Annotated in this window: 17 protein-coding genes; 5 read left to right on the top strand and 12 right to left on the bottom strand. The window is 72.1% G+C overall.

From position 1 onward, the window contains the following. Nucleotides 1-60 precede the first annotated feature (60 nt). Nucleotides 61-1,173, bottom strand: coding sequence for an SDR family oxidoreductase (locus LMU33_RS28060; protein WP_228623402.1), 1,113 nt, complete (start codon nt 1,171-1,173; stop codon nt 61-63). 191 nt (nt 1,174-1,364) lie between these two features. Here LMU33_RS28060 and LMU33_RS28055 point away from each other — a divergent pair, with 191 nt between their 5' ends. Together LMU33_RS28055 and LMU33_RS28050 are read left to right on the top strand one after the other, a co-directional pair. After that, complete coding sequence (locus LMU33_RS28055) at nt 1,365-2,822, top strand: zinc-dependent metalloprotease (protein WP_228623401.1); 1,458 nt, start codon at nt 1,365-1,367, stop codon at nt 2,820-2,822. Then, a complete protein-coding gene (locus LMU33_RS28050) occupies nt 2,819-3,340 on the top strand; it encodes an NUDIX hydrolase (protein ID WP_228623400.1) in 522 nt (173 codons plus the stop codon). The genes LMU33_RS28055 and LMU33_RS28050 overlap by 4 nt, the downstream gene beginning before the upstream one ends. A gap of 75 nt (nt 3,341-3,415) precedes the next feature. Here the strand turns inward: LMU33_RS28050 and LMU33_RS28045 are convergent, their stop codons facing one another. The 4 genes from LMU33_RS28045 to LMU33_RS28030 all read right to left on the bottom strand — a co-directional run bounded on the left by LMU33_RS28045 (nt 3,416) and on the right by LMU33_RS28030 (nt 7,383). Continuing rightward, on the bottom strand, nt 3,416-4,171 hold the full coding sequence (locus LMU33_RS28045) for an AIM24 family protein (protein ID WP_228623399.1): 756 nt from the start codon (nt 4,169-4,171) through the stop codon (nt 3,416-3,418). Between the two features lie 17 nt (nt 4,172-4,188). After that, entirely contained in the window at nt 4,189-4,869 is a 681-nt protein-coding gene (locus tag LMU33_RS28040; RefSeq protein WP_228623398.1) for an AIM24 family protein, read from the bottom strand. Between the two features lie 12 nt (nt 4,870-4,881). Continuing rightward, entirely contained in the window at nt 4,882-6,657 is a 1,776-nt protein-coding gene (locus LMU33_RS28035; protein ID WP_228623397.1) for a TerD family protein, read from the bottom strand. Nucleotides 6,658-6,786: 129 nt separating this feature from the next. Continuing rightward, the gene (locus LMU33_RS28030; RefSeq protein WP_228623396.1) at nt 6,787-7,383 is read right to left on the bottom strand and encodes a M48 metallopeptidase family protein; all 597 of its coding nucleotides are present in this window, start codon (nt 7,381-7,383) and stop codon (nt 6,787-6,789) included. Nucleotides 7,384-7,688: 305 nt separating this feature from the next. On the opposite strand from LMU33_RS28030, the gene LMU33_RS28025 reads away from it, so the two are divergent. Beyond that, a complete protein-coding gene (locus tag LMU33_RS28025; RefSeq protein WP_228623395.1) occupies nt 7,689-8,921 on the top strand; it encodes a TOMM precursor leader peptide-binding protein in 1,233 nt (410 codons plus the stop codon). Beyond that, nucleotides 8,914-10,353: an ABC1 kinase family protein gene (locus LMU33_RS28020; protein WP_228623394.1), complete on the top strand. Its 1,440-nt coding sequence runs from the start codon at nt 8,914-8,916 to the stop codon at nt 10,351-10,353. The genes LMU33_RS28025 and LMU33_RS28020 overlap by 8 nt, the downstream gene beginning before the upstream one ends. A gap of 84 nt (nt 10,354-10,437) precedes the next feature. Here LMU33_RS28020 and LMU33_RS28015 read toward each other — a convergent pair whose 3' ends face one another. The 5 genes from LMU33_RS28015 to LMU33_RS27995 form a co-directional block, all read right to left on the bottom strand. Continuing rightward, complete coding sequence (locus tag LMU33_RS28015; RefSeq protein WP_228623393.1) at nt 10,438-10,650, bottom strand: hypothetical protein; 213 nt, start codon at nt 10,648-10,650, stop codon at nt 10,438-10,440. Nucleotides 10,651-10,788: 138 nt separating this feature from the next. Further along, a complete protein-coding gene (locus LMU33_RS28010) occupies nt 10,789-11,112 on the bottom strand; it encodes a putative WhiB-interacting protein (RefSeq protein ID WP_228623392.1) in 324 nt (107 codons plus the stop codon). Continuing rightward, a complete protein-coding gene (locus LMU33_RS28005) occupies nt 11,109-11,477 on the bottom strand; it encodes a WhiB family transcriptional regulator (RefSeq protein ID WP_023546912.1) in 369 nt (122 codons plus the stop codon). Before LMU33_RS28005 ends, LMU33_RS28010 begins: the two co-directional genes overlap by 4 nt. Before the next feature lie 173 nt (nt 11,478-11,650). Beyond that, nucleotides 11,651-11,971 carry a hypothetical protein gene (locus tag LMU33_RS28000; RefSeq protein WP_228623391.1) on the bottom strand — a complete coding sequence of 107 codons (321 nt, stop codon included), beginning with the start codon at nt 11,969-11,971 and terminating at the stop codon, nt 11,651-11,653. Between the two features lie 165 nt (nt 11,972-12,136). Beyond that, on the bottom strand, nt 12,137-14,419 hold the full coding sequence (locus LMU33_RS27995; RefSeq protein WP_372478066.1) for an ATP-dependent DNA helicase UvrD2: 2,283 nt from the start codon (nt 14,417-14,419) through the stop codon (nt 12,137-12,139). A 163-nt stretch (nt 14,420-14,582) separates the two neighbouring features. On the opposite strand from LMU33_RS27995, the gene LMU33_RS27990 reads away from it, so the two are divergent. Next, nucleotides 14,583-14,825, top strand: a complete 243-nt coding sequence (locus LMU33_RS27990) for a mycoredoxin (RefSeq protein WP_228623389.1) — start codon at nt 14,583-14,585, stop codon at nt 14,823-14,825. An 89-nt stretch (nt 14,826-14,914) separates the two neighbouring features. Here the strand turns inward: LMU33_RS27990 and nudC are convergent, their stop codons facing one another. Then, nucleotides 14,915-15,859 (bottom strand): NAD(+) diphosphatase, encoded by a 945-nt coding sequence (gene nudC, locus LMU33_RS27985; protein ID WP_228623388.1) that lies wholly within the window; start codon nt 15,857-15,859, stop codon nt 14,915-14,917. A 153-nt stretch (nt 15,860-16,012) separates the two neighbouring features. Then, nucleotides 16,013-17,416, bottom strand: a complete 1,404-nt coding sequence (locus tag LMU33_RS27980; RefSeq protein WP_228623387.1) for a dipeptidase — start codon at nt 17,414-17,416, stop codon at nt 16,013-16,015. Between the last annotated feature and the right edge of the window lie 25 nt (nt 17,417-17,441).

The following is a 17,441-nucleotide window of genomic DNA, read 5'->3' as shown; positions in this document are numbered from 1 at the left end:
GTACGACGCGGCCGCGAGCACGAGACCCGGCCCGCCCGGCCCAGCCCGGCCCAGCCCGGCTCAGACCCGCCGCCGGGCCTTCCGGGCCCGCCGTACGACAGCCGCCGCGCCGAGCAGGGCCACGGTCGCCCCCGCGGCCCCCGCGGCCGTGGCGTCCTTGCGCCCGAGCCGCCGTCCGGCGACCGTGTGCCGCCCGGAGACCTCCTCCAGCAGCTCCGCGAGCACCTCCTCGTTGGTCCACCGCGGCCGCCACCCGGCGTCGTGCAGCCGGCTCCCGCTGATCACCCACGGGTACATCGTGTACGCCAGATCGCCGGCCGGAGACGGCGTGAGCCCGATCCGGTGCAGCCGGGCCGCCGCGCCGAGCGCCACCGCCGACGGCAGCTCCATCCGCCGGATCCCGCTCAGCTCCTCGACCTCCTCCTGCTCCAGCCATCCGTCGCAGCCGACGGCCAGCTCCCCGTCGACCTTCTCCAGGACGGCGTACTCCAGGGCACTGCACAGGTCCTCGACGTGGCAGAACTGCCACGCGGGCCGCGACCCGGCGACGACGAGCAGCCGCGGCGACTCGAAGTACCGGGTCAGCGCGGTGTCGGTGCCTCCGACCAGCACCGCGGGCCGTACGACGGTGACGTTCAGCCCCGGATGCGCGCGCGGCGCCCGCCGGGCCAGCCGTTCGATCTCCAGCAGGTCCCCCACCCCGGTGGCCTCCGCGGTCGCGCGCAGTTCGGCGTCCTCCGAAAGGGGCAGCTCGTTGTCCGGCAGCGCGCCGTAGACCATCGCCGAGGTGCACAGCACGACCCGGTGCACGCCGGCCGCCGCGGCGGCGGTCAGGACGGTCTGTGTCCCCCGGACGTTGTAAGCCGTGCGAGCGGCCGGATCGGTCTCCAGATCGAGGTCGAGCGCGAGGTGGACGACCACGGCGGCGCCGCGCAGCTTGTCCGCGATGGCGGGGTCGCGCACGTCGAGGATGTGCCACTGCGCCTCGGCGCACTCCCCGCGCCGCTCGTCGATCGCGATGACCTGCTTGATCTCCTCGGAGGCGGCGAGCCGCTCGGTGAGCAGGGCGCCGACCCCGGTGGCGGCGCCGGTGACCGCGACGACGGGGCCGCGCAGGGCGGGAGGGGTTGACGGGTTTCGCGCTGCGCGAACCTGCGGATCTGGGGAACTCACCGGGCGTCTCCAGCGGTTGTCTTCAGTACGGGCGCGAGTGACGCGTACGTACCAGGTGCATCCATCCTGCCGCAGGCCTGCCGTGGGCGAAGCACCGAGGCCCGATCGGGTCCGGGTGTCTACGCTGGGTGGTGTTGTCGGGCAGCCGCGCCGCCGGAGAGAACCGGCGGCCTTACCAGCCGAGGAATCCCGTGAGTGACACCCCATTCGGTTTCGGCCTTCCGCCGGAGGAGCCGGAGGACGGCGACGAGGGCAAGAAGAAGGACCAGCAGAGCGGTGGTGGGCAGGGACCGGCCAACCCGTTCGGCTTCGGCGGCCTGCCCGGAGCCGGGGGCTTTGGCGGCCCCGGCGCCGACAATCCGCTCGCAGCGATGTTCGGGTCGCTGAACCCCACGGATCTGGGCGCCGCGTTCCAGCAGCTGGGCCAGATGCTCTCCTACGAGGGCGGCCCGGTGAACTGGGACATGGCCAAGCAGATCGCCCGCCAGACGGTCGCCCAGGGCACCCCGGACGGCACGAAGGACGCCAGTGTGGGCCCGGCCGAGCGCAAGGCGGTCGAGGAGGCCGTCCGCCTGGCCGACCTGTGGCTGGACGACGCGACGTCCCTGCCGTCGGGCTCGGCCTCGGCGGTGGCCTGGTCCCGCGCGGAGTGGGTCGAGGCGACCCTGCCCGCCTGGCAGGAGCTGGTCGACCCGGTCGCCGAGCGGGTCGGCGCGGCCATGGGTGACGTCCTGCCGGAGGAGATGCAGGCCATGGCGGGCCCGCTGATCGGCATGATGCGCTCGATGGGCGGCGCCATGTTCGGCACGCAGATCGGGCAGGCCGTCGGCGTGCTCGCGGGCGAGGTCGTCGGTTCCACCGACATCGGCCTGCCGCTCGGCCCGGCCGGCAAGGCCGCGCTGCTCCCGGCCAACGTGGAGGCCTTCGGCAAGGACCTCGGCGTGCCGCAGGAAGAGGTGCGGCTGTACCTGGCCCTGCGCGAGGCCGCCCACCAGCGCCTGTTCGCGCACGTGCCGTGGCTGCGCTCGCACCTGTTCGGCGCGGTCGACGGGTACGCGCGCGGCATCAAGGTCGACACCGCCAAGCTGGAGGACGTGGTCGGCCAGTTCGACCCGCAGAACCCCGAGCAGCTGCAGGACGCGCTCCAGCAGGGCATGTTCCAGCCGGAGGACACCCCGGAGCAGAAGGCCGCCCTGGCCCGTCTGGAGACCGCTCTGGCGCTCGTGGAGGGCTGGGTGGACGCGGTGGTCCACGCGGCCGCGAAACCGCGTCTGTCGTCCGCCGACGCCCTGCGCGAGACCCTGCGCCGCCGCCGCGCCACGGGCGGCCCCGCCGAGCAGACGTTCGCCACGCTGATCGGCCTGGAGCTGCGCCCGCGCCGGCTGCGCGACGCCTCCCGCCTGTGGGCCTCGCTCACGGACGCGCGCGGGGTCGACGGCCGGGACGGCCTGTGGGCCCACCCGGACATGCTGCCGACGGCGACCGACCTGGACGACCCGGACGGCTTCGTGCACCGGGAGCAGCTGGACTTCTCCGAGCTGGACAAGATGCTGGGCGAGGCGGCCGGCGGTTCGCACGGCAAGCCGGACCTGCGCAAGAAGGACGCCGACACCGAGGGCGACGACACCGAGGGCGACGACGGCGAGTGAGCCTGTACGACGACGCGGTCCTCGTGCTGAAGGGGTACGAGGGCCAGGGCGAGCTGCGCCAGGCCTACCTGGACCATCTGGCGGCCCACCCGGACGGCATGTGGAAGGCCTGCGAGGCCGGCCATGTCACGGCGAGCGCCCTGGTGGTCGATCCCGGGCGCGGCCGGGTGCTGCTCACGCTGCACAGGAAGCTGCGGATGTGGCTGCAGATGGGCGGCCACTGCGAGCCGGGGGACGCCTCGCTCGCGGCGGCGGCCCTGCGCGAGGCCACCGAGGAGTCCGGCGTGCCCGGGCTGACCCTGCTGCCCGGGGGCCCGGTGCGTCTGGACCGGCATCCGATCCCGGCGCCGTGCCACTGGCACTTCGACGTCCAGTACGCGGCCCTGGCCCCGGCGGGCGCCGAGCACGTGATCAGCGAGGAGTCACTGGACCTGCGCTGGTTCGCCTACGACGAGGTGGCGGAGGTGGCCGACGAGTCGGTCGTACGCCTGCTGGAGGCAACCCGCGCGAGGCTGTGAGCATGTAAGGGGCGACCGCACGAGCGACCGCCCCTTACGTTTGCTTTCCGGACCCGGATCCCGGGGATCCCGGGCTCAGCTCCAGACGTTCCCCTGGTTCTGCCCGTGCGCCCCGTGCTGCCCCATGCCGAACTGGGCGGCCAGGCCCTGCCCGATGACCGCGTTCTGCGGCGGGAGCAGTTCGCTGGGCTGGACCAGCGCGAACCCGGAGCCCATGAAGCTCAGCTCCCAGCCCTCACCGGTGTTGCCTCGCCGGCGCCACACCCCGGAGGAATGCGTCTGGGCCTGCATCTGCACGCGCAGCCCGGTGGACCAGGCGACGATCGCGTCCGCGTCGCAGTTGACGTATTTGTCCGGGGTGACCTGCATCAGCAGCGGCGCGCCCGAGGTCATCAGGGCGACCTTGCCGCGCCCGGTGATGTTCAGCTGGTACTTCCCGGAGCCGGAGATGCCGTAGAGGCTGTCGACGGCCACGACCTCGTAGTGCAACGAGGAGTCCATGGCGAGGACGTAGGAGCTGTCGACGGTCAGCCCGTCCTGCTCGACGTCCATGATGTGCACGTGCTGGGCCAGGTTGGCCAGATACACCGTGCCCTGTCCGTGACAGCGCATCAGGTCCAGGCCCTCGCCGGTGTACGCACGCGCGCGTGCCTGGTTGTTGTTCTGGTACTCGGCGTCGAACTCCATCAGCCCCTGGTAGGCGACCATGGTGCCCTTGCGGGCGAGGATGTCGTCGTGGCCCTCCAGGGTGACGCGGAGCAGCTGCGCGTTCTGCAGGCTCCAACGCTCCTGCGTCTGGAGGTCGTTGTGCGCGAAAAGCGGGCTCTGCATGGCTTACTGACTCCCCCTCAGCCCCGGATCCGGATGCGGTCGGTGCTGTCCTCGCTGGGCTGGACGACGACGATGCCCTGGCCGGAGAAGGCCATCTGGTAGGCCTCACCGCTGCCCCGGCCGATCAGCGACTGCGCCTTGAAGCTGCGCTTGCCCTTCACCCTCAGGTTCGGCGACCAGGCGACGAGCGCGTCCGGGTCGACGTAGGTCTCGTCCTCGCCGCCGCCGCAGTCGACGACGATCGGCTTGCCCCGGGAGGTCAGCGCGACCCAGCCCTGCCCGGAGATCTTCGTGTTCCACAGGCCCTGCCCGGCGAACTTCGCGAGCCCCTTGACCCGTTCCACGCCCCAGCTGAGGTGGGCGTCGAAGGCGAGCAGGTTGGTGGCGTTGACGGAGATGCCGTCGCCGTTGAGGTTGATCACGACGACGTTGGCGCCGTAGTCGGCGAGGTAGAGCAGGCCGTCGCCGGTGCACTTCATCAGGGGCGCGCCCTCGCCGGTGATCCAGTCGCGGGCGATCTGGCGGACGGCCGGCGGGTTGGGCTCGTACTGGATGAAGCCTTCGTAGGCGACCATCGAGCCCACGCGCGCGAGGAGGTCGTTTCCGGTCTGCATGGCGACCTTCAGCATGTGGCTGCCGTGGTTCTCCATGCGGGCGGTGACGGGTGCGGGGGCGTAGCCCGCGAGCGGCTGGTTCATGACGGGCTCCCTTTAGACCTCGTACGGCTGGACGACGATGAAGTTGCCGGGCGCGCCCCGGAACTGGAGGTTGACGCTCTCGCCGGTGTCGCCCGGGTAGGCGTTGCGGCGCATGCGGACCTGGCTGGAGACGATCACCTGGGAGGCGGCCGACCAGGCGACGACCGCGTTGCAGTCGGCGAAGGTGGTCGGCGTGACCGGCAGGACCACGGGCGTGCCGTGCGTCTTGACGACGATCGTGCCGGTGCCCTGGAACTGCATGGTGAACAGGGCGCCGCCGGGGATGCCGTGGCCCTCGATGCGGCGGACCTCGTACTGCAGGCTCTCGTCGAAGGCGAGGACGTTCTCCGCGGACACGCAGATCGCGTCGCCCTGCAGTTCGACGGGGTGCACATGGGTGGCGTTCTCGGCGAGGAACACCTGGCCGTTGCCGGTGCAGCGCATCAGCTGCATCTCCTGGCCGGTGGCGTTGCCGACGATCCGCCCGGCGAATCCGGCGCCCTTGTAGCTGAAGTCGACCTTGCCCTGGTAGAGCACCATGCTGCCCTGCCGGGCCAGCACCGGCTGCCCGCCGATACCGAGGTCGACGCGGATGAGCTTCTTGTTCTGCTGTGTCCAGCGCTGCCCGGTCGGCGTCTCCTTGAACGCCTGCAGCGCGGCCGTCACACCGGCACCGGCCTGCGGGGCGCCCTGCGGCACCCCGTAGCCGCCGGGCTGCTGGCCGGGGACCTGCCCGTATCCCGGGGGCATGGGCGCGGTGGGCTGGCCGCCGTAGGAGGGCGGCTGCTGGCCGTAGCCGGGCGGCATCGGCGCCCCGGGTCGGCCGCCGTAGGACGGCTGCTGGGGCGGCTGGCCGTACGGCTGCTGCTGGGGCTGTCCGTACGGCGCGGGGGCCGGGGCCGGCGGCGGGACGGTGCCGCCGGCGGGCGGGGCCAGGGGGGCGATGACCGTCGGCGCGCCGTGCACGTTCGGCGCGGGGGCCGGTGCCGGAGGCGGAGGCGGGGTGTGGCCCATCGGGGTCTGGCCGGGCGGCGTGAAGCCCTGCGGCGGTGTGGCTCCGGGCGGCGGTGTGAAGCCCTGCGCGGGAGTTGCTCCGGACGGCGGGGCGAAGCCCTGGGCGGCGGGCTGCGGCGCCGGGGCGGGGGAGGCCGGGGCGGCGAACGAGGGCGGGGTCGTGGCCTGGGCGGGCGGGGCGAAGCCGGGGGCGGCGGCGGGGGCGGCGCCGGTCTGCGGCTGCTGCGGGGCGGCGGGCGCCTCCTCCTCCAGCACCTCGCCGCCGAAGTTCTTCAGCAGCGCCTCCAGTCCACCGTCGAAGCCCTGTCCGACGGCGGCGAACCGCCACACGTCCTTCAGGTAGATGTCGCCGAGCATCACGGCCCGCTCGGTGGAGAACTCCGAGCCGTTGAAGGAGTACCGCGCGACCTCCTCGCCACCCGCCACGATGCGCAGGTAGCCCGGAGCGACCTGCGACATCTGCCCGGTGCCGTCGATGGTCGCCGTGAAGGACAGCTTGCGGATCTGCGACGGGATGCGGTCCAGCGTGACCCGGAACGACTCCGTGTCGCCCGCCTGGGCACCCAGCAGCTGGATGGACTCCTCCGGGGACTTCGGCTGGTTGAAGAAGACGAAGTACCGGTCGTCGGAGAGGCGCTCGTCGGCGTCCAGACCGAAGCAGCTGATGTCGAAGGTCAGCCCGGGGCCGGAGATCTGCACGCCTACGTACAGATCCGTGCCCGCCGTCAGGTCACTGATCCTGGCCTTGTGGCCGCGTTGGAATTCCCTGGCCATGCGTAACGACCGTCCCCCATCCCGAATGTGAGTGCGTCGCGCCAGGCTAACGGCAAAGTCCGACAACGCACGCAGCCGGTACAGACCCGGTACACAACCGCGCCCGGAGGAGGACGGACGGCGTCCGGCTCACTCCCCGTGCGCCCCGGGCACGTACGGCAGCCGTTCCGCGGCGACCACGCCTTCGAGGTAGCCGCGGGCCCTCTCGGTGCGCGGGTACGCCTCCAGCAGCCGCCAGAAATCCGGGCCGTGACCGGGGACCAGCAGATGGGCCAGCTCATGGCACAGGACGTAGTCGACGACGTACTCGGGCATCCCCTGCAGCCGGTGCGAGAGCCGGATGCTGCCCTCGGCCGGGGTGCACGAACCCCAGCGCGTGTTCTGGTTGGTGACCCAGCGTACGGAGGCGGGTCGCGCCCGGCCGTCGAAGTACTGGGCCGACAGCCGCTCGGCACGCTCGCCGAGCTCGGCGTCGCCGAGCACCCGCCTGCTCTCCTGGGCGGCGAGTTTGTCGAGCATGACGGTGATCCAGCGCTGTTCCTCCGCCTTCGACATCCGGGCGGGGATCAGTACGACGGTGCGATCGCCCTCGCGGTACGCGGAGACCGTCCGGCGGCGCCGGTTGCTCCTGCGGACCTCGATCGCGCTCGCCCCCGAGCCGCCGGGCGGCTGGCTCGTCGTGCTGCGCTGTGGCTTTCCGGCGCGGTGCAGTGGGTCGGCGGGCACGCCCCGACGTTACCCGCTGGGCGTGGCCGAAGTCCCGGCTCCGGAACGGTTCGATGCCGATCCCCCACCATGCGTTTGATTCCTATGATTCCTACGACTGATCCGCACATCCGGTTTACGAGACTCCGCACGTCCGTTTCGTCACACCTTGCCCGACCGTCTTGTATGACGAACACCCCCAACCTGTGGATAACTCTCGGCGCCGGACCGACGGGCACGGCATGCTGGCAGGCGTCGGGAGAACGTGACCGGTTCCACCGGCGACGCGATGTTCGGGATGCTTTCCACGGATACGGGGGCCAGTCATGCATCCGGTGATGAAACCCGCGCTTCGGCGCGGCTGGCGTGATCGCGAGACCGTGCAGTTCGGGATGACCCCGGCGCACGCGCAGACACTGGGACCGATGGACCCGGCGACCGGCGACTTCCTGGATCTGCTCAACGGAACCCGCGGGCTGCCGCTGCTCCGCGAGGAGGGCCGCCGCATGCGGCTCACGGCCGGCCATGTCGACACCCTGCTGGCACGGCTGACCCGCGCGGGCCTGGTCGACGACGCACGCGGCGGCGGCCCCGCCGCCGACGCACTGCGCGCGAGGACGGACGTCCTGCGGCGGCTGCGCCCCGACCTCGCCGCGCTGTCCCTGACCACGGCCGAGCCCGGCGCCGCGCTCGCCCGGCTCGCCGCCCGACGTGCCCTGCGGGTACAGGTGCGGGGTGCCGGACGGGTCGGCGCGCCGCTCGCGTCGGCGCTCTCGGCCGCAGGGGTCGGCGAGATCGACGTGCGCGACGTGGGACGCGTGGAGCCGTGGGACGTGGCCCCGGGCGGGCTGCCCGCCGAGTCGCTCGGCCAGCGCCGGGAGACCGCGGCGCGGGCCGCCGTGCGCCGCGCGGCACCCGACCACCCACCGCGCCGCACCCACTCCCCCGGATCCGGATCCGGCACCGGCACGGGCGCCCAGGACCCCGGGCTCTCCCTGGTGATCCTCACCCCCCGGGACGACGTCGCCGTCCACGCACCGGACCCGGCCGAAGCCGAACCACTGATGACCTCCGGGACACCCCACCTGTACGCCGGCGTCGTCGAGGGCACCGGAGTCGTCGGACCGCTCGTCCTGCCCGGCGAGTCGGGCTGCGCCCGCTGTCTGCACCTCGACCGCGGCGACCGGGACCCGGCCTGGCCGCAGCTGACCGCCCAGTGGCGGTGCGCCAGGGCCCGCCGGACCGGGGCCTGCGATCTGACGCTGGCCACGGCGGTCGCCGGACTGGCCGCGGCCCACGCGCTCGCCTTCCTCGACGGGGAGTCGCCGTCCAGCACGGGCACCCGCTGGGAGGTGTCCGCACCCGGCCTGAACTGGCACGCCCGGCCGGTCCGGCCGCATCCGGCATGCGGGTGCGGCGCTGCGGACAGGCCTAAACAGGAGCACTCCTCAACCGGTGGCGAAGCGCGCGCGACAATGGCGGTGCAACGGCCGTCGACGGAGCGCCGACGCAAGGCAGGCGCGACGCGGCCGACTGGGACTTGGAGGGCGCATGTCTGATCTTCCCCGGAAGGCGGTCACCCGTACCGCCAAGCTCGCCGCGCTCCCGCTCGGCTTCGCCGGCCGGGCGACCTGGGGGCTGGGCAAGCGGATCGTGGGCGAGTCCGCGGAGATCGTCGGCCGGGAACTGCAACAGCGGACGGCGGAGCAGCTGTTCAAGGTGCTGGGCGAGCTGAAGGGCGGTGCGATGAAGTTCGGGCAGGCCCTGTCCGTCTTCGAGTCCGCGCTCCCCGAGGAGATCGCCGGTCCCTACCGCGCCGCGCTGACCAAGCTCCAGGAGGCGGCGCCGCCGATGCCGACCCGCACGGTGCACGCAGTGCTCGAGCAGCGCCTCGGTCCGGACTGGCGTGATCTGTTCGAGGAGTTCGAGGACAAGCCTGCGGCGGCGGCCTCGATCGGCCAGGTGCACCGGGCGGTGTGGCACGACGGCCGCGAAGTGGCGGTCAAGGTGCAGTACCCGGGCGCCGGCGAGGCCCTGCTCTCCGATCTCGGCCAACTGAGCCGTTTCGCCCGCCTCTTGGGACCGCTGATTCCCGGCATGGACATCAAGCCGCTGATCGCGGAGCTGAGAGACCGCGTCTCCGAAGAGCTGGACTACGCGCTGGAGGCGGAGGCCCAGACCGTTCACGCCGAGGAGTTCGCGGAGGACCCCGACGTGGTGGTCCCGGCGGTGGTGCACCAGTGCGACCAGGTCCTGGTGACCGAGTGGATCGACGGCATCCCGCTGTCGGAGGTGATCTCGGACGGCACCCCGGAGCAGCGCAACCGCGCCGGTCAGCTCCTGGCCCGGTTCCTCTTCTCGGGCCCGGCCCGCACCGGCCTGCTGCACGCCGACCCACATCCCGGCAACTTCCGGCTGCTGCCCGGCGGCCCGGGCGGCGAGGACGACTGGCGCCTGGGTGTCCTGGACTTCGGCACGGTCGACCGGCTGCCCGGCGGTCTGCCGACACCGATCGGCATCTCGCTCCGGATGACGCTGGACGGCGAGGCCGAGCCGGTCTACGAGCTCCTCTGCGAGGAAGGGTTCGTGAAGGAGTCCATAGAGCTGGACCCCGACGCGGTCCTCGACTACCTGCTGCCGATCATCGAGCCGGCCCGGGTCGAGGCGTTCGCCTTCAACCGCACCTGGATGCGCAACCAGGCCGCCCGCATCGCCGACCCCCGTTCCCCCGCCTACCAGCTGGGCAAGCGGCTCAACCTGCCGCCCGCCTATCTGCTGATCCACCGGGTGACCCTGAGCACCATTGGCGTCCTGTGCCAACTCGGCGCCACCGTACGCCTCCGCGAGGAACTGGAGGAGTGGCTGCCGGGATTCGTCACCGACATCCCCGAGGACGAGCTGACGGATGGTGGACTGGCGGACGACGAGCTGGCGGATGGCGAGCTGGCGGGCGACGAACTGTGCGAGGAGGAGCCTGCGGCGGAGGCGTGATCCGGGGTGCCCGGAATCGGGTGACCGGCGTTGCTTGAAAGTGGGGCGGGAGGGGGGTGGGGGGGAGGGGCCCCGGGAAGCGGCTCACCACCAGGACGAGTCCAGCCGCCCCTCGATCGCCCTCAGGTTCTCCCTGGAGCAGATGTCGCAGAAGTACTGGCGGACGCCGTTCTCCACGGAGCAGGTCCAGGTGGCCGGCGGGGGGCCGTCGGCGGGGGCCCCGCAGCGGGCGCACACGAGCACGCGGTGCTCCGGGGTGGAGCCGCCCTGATCAGGTTCTCCGGGAAGACTCGTCACCTGGCGACGATAACTCCGCCGGCGGCGGATCGCCGCGCAACGCACCGCGGGGGCCGGTCCGTTCGGCCGGACCGGCCCCCACTCGAGATGGTTTCGCCTCCCAGGGCCGGGAGGCCACCGCTTCTGCAGGTGTGATCGTTACTGCATGACCGCCATGGCGAGCGCGCGGCGGGCGCGCCGCGAGGCTCGCTCGGCCCGGCGCTGCATCCGCTGGGCGACTGCCAGGCGCACGGCCTGGCGTTCCCGTACGGCGTGGTGGAGTCGCTCGTGCATATGCGCACGAGCAAGGGCTTCTTGCATGAGTTGCATCTCTCGGGTCCTGTTCTGGCGCGCTTCGGTCGCGCCTGAGGTGGTGACGTCTGGAGTCGCGGAGCCTGCGGGCTCGCTGGTGGACGGCTTCATCGGGGCCTGCTTCTTGGGGTCGTGCGTGAGGGGACGGTCGATCGTTCCTGCGGTGTTCATGCCGTGACCGGGTTCTTCCGCGGGCGACCACGCGGCCGCTTCCGGGCGACGACGACACCTTGGACGAACAGCTCGCCACCCCAGACGCCCCAGGGCTCACGCCGCTCCTTGGCGCCGGCGAGGCAGGCCTCGATCAGCGGGCAGGTGCGGCAGAGGGACTTGGCGTACTCGACGTCCGCCGGCGACTCGGCGAAGAAGACCTCCGGGTCGTAGGAGCGGCAGGGGACGGGTACGCCGAGGTTCTCGATGGCGTCGTCGAGCGCGGTGAGCGCGGTGAGGGGGGTCAAGGTGGAGTCCTCCGTGAGGCCGGGCGGGGGGATCGTTTGCGAAGGCGGTACGGACGGGGCGTGCGCTTCGAGTTGCACGGTTGGTCTTCCTCGTCTGGTCGTTCCGGCCGGTTGACCGGGTGTCGGCTTGGTACCGGGTTCTTTTCTTGTCCCGAGGCCCCTTCGCTCCGTCGTCCCCGATTCGGGGAAAACAGAAGGGCCGCGGATCCCGGATGGGGTTCCGCGGCCCTGAAGGCGCCGGCCTGATCGGATCAGGCTGGATCACTCCAGGGTTCTGGCCCACGGAAGGCCCACATCAGGTGGTGCTGCGTCGTCTGCTTGCGGAATCCGGCACCGGCCGCCGCAAAGGCATAGGCCTGTGCCTGTGCCGCTACCGCTTCCAGTGCCTTGGTCGGTCGCTCATTGCGCTCACGGACGGGAAGGCCCGCGGGAGCGTGGGAGGACGCCGGACGGTCGGCACGAATGCCGGACAGACCGGTGCCCTGGTGGGAGGCGCCGAGCATGCACAGGGAGACGGTCGAGCGATCGGTCAGTTTGGCCGTGCTGGTGGTGCTGGTGTTGATGCTGATCACTGGACTCGCCTCCTCTCGGCGTCTCATGGGACTGGGGTGAACCAGTCCGTTCGGATATGCAAGTACATCACGGAGCAGGGCCCTTCGAGAAGGCCGCTGCTTCCGTGCCTAGAACCTATGGGGATTGCCGGGGCATGCGCAAACTATTTTTTCGACGAGTTCGCATCAGTGGTCCTCGTCGCCTTCTCCGGCTTCGTGGCCTGCGCAGATGGCCAGAACGTCGGTTCCGTAGCTGCGCAGCTTGCGGGTGAGGACACCGGGGATGCGGGAGAGTTCGGCGGGACTCTCGGGCCGTGCCTCGGCGATGGCCATCAGGGTGCGGTCGGTGAAGACGCAGAAGTCCGGCTGTCCGCTGCGCTCGGCCTGGACGGCCCGCCATTCCCGCAGCCGTTCGTAGAGCGCTTCGTCCATGTCCGAGGGGCAGTCCTCACAGCGCATCAGCTTCATCTCGCCCGCGTCGGTGAGCGTGCGGCCGCAGACCCGGCAGCGGGCGGGGGTGCGCTGAGTACGCCGGGGAGCGGCGAGGGTGCCGGTGGTGGTCCCGCGCTCGATGCCTCCGGTGGCGGTGGCGCCGCTGTGGCCGACGGTCGATGTGGTGCCTGGGCGCAGTCCGTCGAGGAAGTGGCTGGGTCTGCGGTTGGGGCGGGTTCCGGGTGACCGGGACAGCGCCCAGGAGAGGTGGAGCCGTTCCCGCGCTCGGGTGACGCCGACGTAGAGCAGCCGGCGTTCCTCCTCGATCTGCTCGTCGGTCTTGGCGTAGGTGATCGGCAGCATGCCCTCGGCGATGCCGACCAGGAAGACGACGTCCCACTCCAGGCCCTTGGCGGCATGCAGGGAGGCGAGGGTGACGCCCTGGACGGTGGGGGCGTGCTGGGCGCCCGCCCGTTCGTCGAGTTCCGTCACGAAGTCGCCGAGGGTGGCTCCGGGTCTGGCTGCGGCGAGGTCGTGGGCGAGGCTGACCAGGGCCGCGAGGGACTCCCAGCGCTCTCTGACGGCGCCGGAGCCGGCCGGGGGTTCGGTGGTCCAGCCCTCTCCGGACAGGACGGCGCGCACCTGTGAGGGCAGGTCCACGACGTCGTCCAGCAGGGAGTCGTTGCCGCCGAAGCGGGCCGCGCCGCGCAGGGCGATGCCGGCCTTGCGTACCTCGGGCCGGTCGAAGAAGCGCTCGGCGCCGCGCAGCTGGTAGGGGACGCCGACGTCGGCGAGGGCCTGTTCGTAGGTCTCGGACTGGGCGTTCGTACGGAACAGGACGGCGATCTCGGCGGCCGGGACGCCCGCGTCGATCAGCTCGCGGATGCGGCGGGCGGCGCCTTCGGCCTCGGCCGGCTCGTCGGTGTACTCGGTGTAGACGGGCTCGGGGCCGGGGGCTCGCTGGGAGACCAGTTCCAGCCGGTGGTCGGCGGCGCGGCCGCGGGCCTGGGCGAGGAGGCCGTTGGCGAGGTGGACCACCTGGGGGGTGGAGCGGTAGTCGCGGACGAGTTTGACGACGGTGGCGCCGGGGTGCCGGGTGCGGAAGTCGAGGAGGTGGTCGGGGGTTGCTCCCGTGAAGGAGTAGATGGTCTGGCTGGCGTCGCCGACGACGCACAGTGTGTCGCGGTCGCCGAGCCAGAGTTCCAGCAGCCGCTGCTGCAGCGGGCTGACGTCCTGGTACTCGTCGACGACGAAGTGCTGGTACTGGGCGCGGACCTGTTCGGCGATGTCGTGCCGGTCCTGGAGGATGGCGACGGTCAGCAGCAGGACGTCCTCGAAGTCGATCACGGCGCGGTCGCGCTTGAGGTCTTCGTAGGCGGCGTAGAGGTGGGCGATCTCGGTGGGGTCGCGGGGGGCGTCGCGGCCGGCCTTCGCGGCCGCGTACGGGTAGTCGGCGGGGATGGTCTGGGTGACCTTGGACCATTCGATCTCGGCGGTGACGTCCCGAAGCTCGCCCCGGTCGAGCCGGGTGCCCAGGCTTGCGGCCGCGTCGGCGACGAGCTGGATCTTGCGGTCGACGAGCCGGGGCATGCCGCCACCGATCGCTTTCGGCCAGAAGTACTGCAGCTGACGGAGGGCGGCGGAGTGGAAGGTGCGGGCCTGGACGCCGTGGGCGCCGAGCTGGCGGAGCCGGCCGCGCATCTCTCCGGCGGCGCGGTTGGTGAAGGTGACGGCGAGCACGCTGGAGGGCTGGAGGATGCCGGCGCGTACGCCGTAGGCGATGCGGTGCGTGATCGCCCGTGTCTTGCCCGTGCCCGCTCCGGCCAGGACGCACACCGGGCCGTGCAGGGCGGTGGCCACCGCGCGCTGCTCGGGGTCGAGCCCTTCGAGCACCGCGTCGGCCGAGTCCGGTGTCTGCGGGAAAAGGGTGGAGTGCGTTGCTGCTGTCACCCCGCCATGCTGCCAGGTCGCGTGGGACTGCCGTGCCCGTTGTCCACAGGCGGGCGCAGATAGTCGTACGAATGCGGCAGGTGTCACAGCGGCCTGTGGATATCCCACGCGGACGCCCCCAGCCCGGGCCGGCCCGGGGCAGACCCCGTGGGTGGCACACCGGACCGCTACCCCGGGCGGGAATGGCCGGCGGCTCGCGTACGTTCTTCCCCCGGACGATTTTCCGAGCTGCCTGAGGAGCGCGAGAGAGATGCAGGGCACTGTGACGATGTACAGCACGACTTGGTGCGGCTACTGCCGGCGGCTGAAGAGCCAGCTGGAGCGGGAGGGCATCGCCTACACCGAGATCAACATCGAGCAGGACCCCGAGTCCGCCGCGTTCGTGGAGAAGGCGAATGGCGGAAACCAGACGGTGCCGACCGTGCTCTTCGGGGACGGCACGACGCTGACGAACCCGTCGCTCGCCCAGGTGAAGCAGAAGCTCGCCGCGTGACGCTCCGCGGGTTTCCGCGGTGACCGCAGCAGGGCGGCCCCCGAGAGATCGGGGGCCGCCCTGCTGCGCCTGGGAAGGAGTGCTGTGTCTCAGACGAAGCTGCGGGTCGGCAGCGGCTTGCCGTACCACATCTCGATCAGGCGGGCCGCGATGGAGATCCCGTAGGGCGGCAGCACCTCGCCGGACTCGAAGGCGTCGTGCAGTTCCTCGCGGGAGAACCAGCGGGCCTCGTGGATCTCGTCGCCGTCGACGTCGATCTCGGTCGAGGTGGCGCGGGCCATGAAGCCGAGCATCAGGCTGGACGGGAAGGGCCAGGGCTGGCTGGCCACGTACTCCACGGGGCCGACGGTGATGCCGACCTCCTCGGACACCTCGCGGCGCACCGCCTGCTCGATGGACTCGCCGGGTTCGACGAATCCGGCGAGCGTGGAGAAGCGGCCCTCGGGCCAGTGAACCTGGCGGCCGAGCAGGATGCGGTCGTCCGCGTCGGTCACGGCCATGATCACGGCCGGGTCGGTGCGCGGGTAGTGCTCGGCGCCGCAGGCCGGGCAGCGGCGGATGTGGCCGGCGGCGGCGATGACCGTGCGTTCGCCGCAGCGGGAGCAGAAGCGGTGGGTGCGCTGCCAGTTCTCCAGGCCGACCGCGTGCACCATCAGCCCGGTGTCGCGCGGCGAGAGCAGCAGCCCGGCCTCCCGCAGCCCGGCGGGGCGTGCGGACTGGTCGATACGGCCGGGCAGTGCGTCCTTCTGGAGCGCGAAGTAGCTGACGCCGTCCTCGTCGATGCCGAGGAAGTAGCGGTGTGCCTCGGTGAGCGGGGCCTCGAAGGAGGGGGTCATGACGAGCTCGGTCCGGCCGTCCGGGGTCTCGTCGATGAGCACCTGGCCGCCGGAGACCACGAAGCAGCGGGTCGTGGGGTGGCTCCACGCAGCCGCGAGCCAGGCCTCGTCGAGCCGGTGGTGGGCGGCGCGGTCGATGCCGCTCGGTGCGGTCAGCGAGATGGGTCGATCGGCTGTGTCGTCGGTCCAGGTGGTCACGGGTGCTTCCAACTCCCCCAGTGCAGCGGTTCGTTCGGCGGGCGGTTCGGCGGGACGTGGGCGGGAGGGCACCGGGCCGGACGCGGGTGGGACGGGCGGGCGGTCCTTCCAGTGTGCCCCGCGCGCGATGCCCTCCCGTACGGCACCGGCCGGTCAGGGCGTGGGACGCCAGTGCTCGGCCAGGTCACCCCACAGGTAGGCGCTGGTCTCGACGCCCTTGAGGAGGAGGTCCAGCTCGACCTTTTCGTTCGGCGCGTGCCAGCCGTCGGAGGGGACGGAGATGCCCAGGAAGAGCACGGGGGCGCCGAGGATCTCCTGCAGGTCGGCGGCGGGTCCGGAGCCACCCTCGCGGGTGAAGCGGACCGGGGTCTCGAAGGCGCGGCCCATGGCGCGGGCCACGGACTGCAGCGCGGGGTGGTCGAGCGGGGTCAGGCACGGGCGCGTGGCCGAGCCGAAGACGATCTCGTACCGGATCCCGGCGGGCACCTGCGTCTGGGCCCAGGCGTGGACGGCCTTCTCCAGGTGGTCGGCGTCCTGGCCGGCGACCAGCCGGAAGGACAGCTTCACCATGGCCGAGGACGGGATGATCGTCTTGCTGCCGGGGCCCTGGTAGCCGCCGCCGATGCCGTTGACCTCGGCGGTCGGGCGGGCCCAGATGCGTTCGAGGGTGCTGTAGCCGGCCTCGCCGTGGGTGGCGCGGGACTTGGCGGTGTCCAGCCAGCGCTCCTCGTCGAAGGGCAGCTCGGCGAACAGTTCGCGCTCGCGGTCGGTCAGCTCCACGATGCCGTCGTAGAAGCCGGGAATCGCCACGCGCGCGTGCTCGTCGTGCAGGGCGGCGACCAGGCGGGCGGCGGCGGTGGCCGGGTTGGGTACGGCGCCGCCGAAGGAGCCGGAGTGGATGTCCTGGTCGGGGCCGTACAACCGGATCTCGCACTCGGCGAGGCCGCGCATGCCGGTGCACACGGTCGGGGTGTCCTCGGCCCACATGCCGGTGTCGGAGACGATCACGGCGTCGGCGGCGAGCCGTCCCGCGTGCTCCTCGACCAGGGCCCGGAAGTGCGGGGAGCCGGACTCCTCCTCGCCCTCGATCAGCAGCTTCAGGTTGACCGCCGGGGCGGTGCGGCCGGTGGCGGCGAGGTGGGCGCGGACGCCGAGTGTGTGGAAGAACACCTGGCCCTTGTCGTCGGCCGCCCCGCGCGCGTAGAGGCGGTTTCCACGGACGACCGGCTCGAAGGGGTCGCTGTCCCAGCCGTCCTCGCGGGCGGCGGGCTGCACGTCGTGGTGGCCGTAGACGAGGACGGTGGGCGCCTCGGGGTCACCGGAGGGCCACTCGGCGAAGACGGCCGGGGCGCCGGGGGTCTGCCAGACCTCGACGGTCGGGAAGCCGGTCTCCTTGAGCTTGGCGGCGAGCCAGTCGGCGCTGCGCCGTACGTCGGGCGCGTGGTCGGGCTGGGCCGACACGGAGGGGATGCGCAGCCATGCCGCGAGGTCGTCGAGGAAGGTGGCGCGGTGCTGCTCGATGTACATGCGGACGGCGCTGTCCGGGGTCTGGCTCATGCTCACGAGCCTATCGGCCCGCACC

This window comes from Streptomyces barringtoniae, from assembly GCF_020819595.1.
GTDB classification, from domain to species: domain Bacteria; phylum Actinomycetota; class Actinomycetes; order Streptomycetales; family Streptomycetaceae; genus Streptomyces; species Streptomyces barringtoniae.
Note: the sequence above shows the minus strand (reverse complement) of the source record. Positions and strands in the feature narration are given on the sequence as shown.